The sequence below is a fragment of the Mycobacterium sp. TH-M15 genome (assembly GCF_057473705.1).
Genome location: NZ_JBYCLB010000612.1, coordinates 1 through 1998, shown reverse-complemented (window position 1 = coordinate 1998; position 1998 = coordinate 1). Strand labels below are relative to the sequence as shown.

The window sequence follows — 1998 nt, the reverse complement described above, 5'->3', positions numbered from 1 at the left end:
TGTGGGAGCTGCGCCAGGGCGGGATCGCCGCGATCCTGCGGGACATTCCGGCGGTCGGCGGCCAGGGCTGGCGGCACGGCGTGGTGCGTTACCGCGGCGGCGAGGCCGCGTACTACCGGCTGTCCAGCGTGCGGCTCTGGCCTGACCGCCGGCTCAGCCGGCGGGGCCTGGAGATCGTCTCCCGGCGCCCACCTCGCGGCGACGAGTTCGACATCATGACCGAGGAGATCGTCGTGCTCCAACTGCACGACATCGGCGAGGACCGCGAAGTGGGCTTCGAGATCGCCCTGGACCGCGGCGCGCTCACCGCGTTTCTGGCCTGGCTGGAAGCCCGCCCGTCACCGCGGGCCCGTCGGCCCGGACTCTGAGTGCCGGCTATTCGCCGGGCCGGTCGGTGCGGTCGCCGCCGGGCCGCCAGAGCACGTCGCCGTCCGGATTGGCCAGCCGACACAGCACGAACATCAGGTCCGAGAGCCGATTCAGGTACTTGGCCGGCAGCACGCTGACGGTGTCCGGCTGGGCGTCGACGGCCGCCCACGCCGATCGCTCGGCGCGGCGGACCGCGGTGCGGGCGACGTGCAGCAGCGCCGACAGCGGCGATCCACCCGGCAGAATGAAGGAGTTCAGCGGCTGCAGGCGTTGGTTGTAGCTGTCGCACCATGCCTCGAGCCGGTCTATGTAGTCCTGGACGATGCGCAGCGGCGGGTGTTCGGGGTTGTCGACCATCGGCGTGGCCAGATCCGCCCCCGCGTCGAACAGGTCGTTCTGGATCTGCAGCAGGGTCGCCGTGATGGCCTCGTCGGGTCTGCCCAGCGCGATGGCGACCCCGATCGCGGCGTTCGCCTCCTCGATGTCGGCGTAGCCGACCAGCCGGGAGTCGGTCTTCGGCACCCGGGAGAAGTCGCTGAGCCCGGTGGTCCCGTCGTCGCCGGTCCGGGTGTAGACCCGGGTGATATGCACCGCCATACCGAAACCGTACCGGCCCGCTGGCAGTGTCGGGTCAGGCGGCGTCGGGCCGGTCGCGCGGGTCGACCAACCCGCGTCCGCCGGACAACCGGCGGCGCATGTCCCGCAGGTGGTAGCTGCACGGCAGCCAGCGCAGCCACCGCGGCACCAGCCGGTAGACCGGGGGCAGCACCGTCATGAATAGATCGAAGAGCCGTTGGTCGGTTGCGCTCCACGACCAGTGCAACTGCTCGCGGACCCGCGCCGGCAGCAACCCCGGGTCACCCAGCGGTTCAGCGGCATGCCGAGCCGGATCCACAGCGGGGCGCTACCGCCGTGCATCAGTTGGTGGATGAAGCTGCGGACCGTGTCATCGACGGTGAGTTCGTCGATGCTGCGCCACCAGTACTCGTCGAACTCGGCCCGGGTTGCCGGCCACATCTCCGGCTTGACCTGCAGCGCGGTGCCCGATGGCCGCCAATCCGCTGTTCGCGCTGTTCGCGCTGCTCGGCGGGGCCGGCGACGCCGGTGCCGACACGCAGATCTTGCGCGCTGCGTACCGGCGTGCAGCCCGATAACCCTCATTACACTCATCGGCGTGGGTGAGCGTTTCATCGTTACCGGCGGCAGCCGGCTGGCGGGTGAGGTCGGTGTCGGCGGAGCGAAGAACAGCGTGCTCAAGCTGATGGCCGCCGCCCTGCTGGCCGAAGGGGCCAGCACGATCACCAACTGCCCGGACATCCTCGACGTGCCGTTGATGGCCGAGGTGCTGCGCGGACTGGGTGCCACCGTCGAGCTGGACGGTTCGACCGTGCGGATCACCTCGCCGGACGAGCCCAAATATGACGCCGACTTCGCCGCGGTGCGCCAGTTCCGCGCGTCGGTGTGCGTGCTCGGTCCGCTGGTGGGTCGCTGCAAACGGGCCAGAGTCGCGCTGCCCGGCGGTGACGCCATCGGCTCCCGGCCGCTCGACATGCACCAGTCGGGGCTGCGGCAGCTGGGCGCCACCTGCAACATCGAACACGGGTGCGTGGTTGCGCAGGCGGACTCGCT

4 protein-coding genes and 1 pseudogene are annotated in these 1998 nt (G+C 70.6%); 2 read left to right on the top strand and 3 right to left on the bottom strand.

From position 1 onward, the window contains the following. The coding region (locus tag AC2VNT_RS15005) for a DUF2550 domain-containing protein (protein ID WP_486947612.1) at nt 1–368 on the top strand (368 nt) is incomplete at its 5' end. A gap of 7 nt (nt 369–375) precedes the next feature. Here the strand turns inward: AC2VNT_RS15005 and AC2VNT_RS15000 are convergent. The 3 genes from AC2VNT_RS15000 to AC2VNT_RS14990 are packed head-to-tail and all read right to left on the bottom strand — an operon-like array spanning nt 376 to nt 1530. Then, nucleotides 376–966, bottom strand: coding sequence for a cob(I)yrinic acid a,c-diamide adenosyltransferase (locus AC2VNT_RS15000; protein WP_486947611.1), 591 nt, complete (start codon nt 964–966; stop codon nt 376–378). Between the two features lie 34 nt (nt 967–1000). After that, nucleotides 1001–1144, bottom strand: coding sequence for a hypothetical protein (locus AC2VNT_RS14995; protein ID WP_486947610.1), 144 nt, complete (start codon nt 1142–1144; stop codon nt 1001–1003). Next, on the bottom strand, nt 1141–1530 hold the full coding sequence (locus tag AC2VNT_RS14990; RefSeq protein WP_486947609.1) for an oxygenase MpaB family protein: 390 nt from the start codon (nt 1528–1530) through the stop codon (nt 1141–1143). The genes AC2VNT_RS14995 and AC2VNT_RS14990 overlap by 4 nt, the downstream gene beginning before the upstream one ends. Before the next feature lie 13 nt (nt 1531–1543). Here AC2VNT_RS14990 and AC2VNT_RS14985 point away from each other — a divergent pair. Continuing rightward, a pseudogene (locus tag AC2VNT_RS14985) lies at nt 1544–1998 on the top strand (UDP-N-acetylglucosamine 1-carboxyvinyltransferase); the annotation flags it as partial.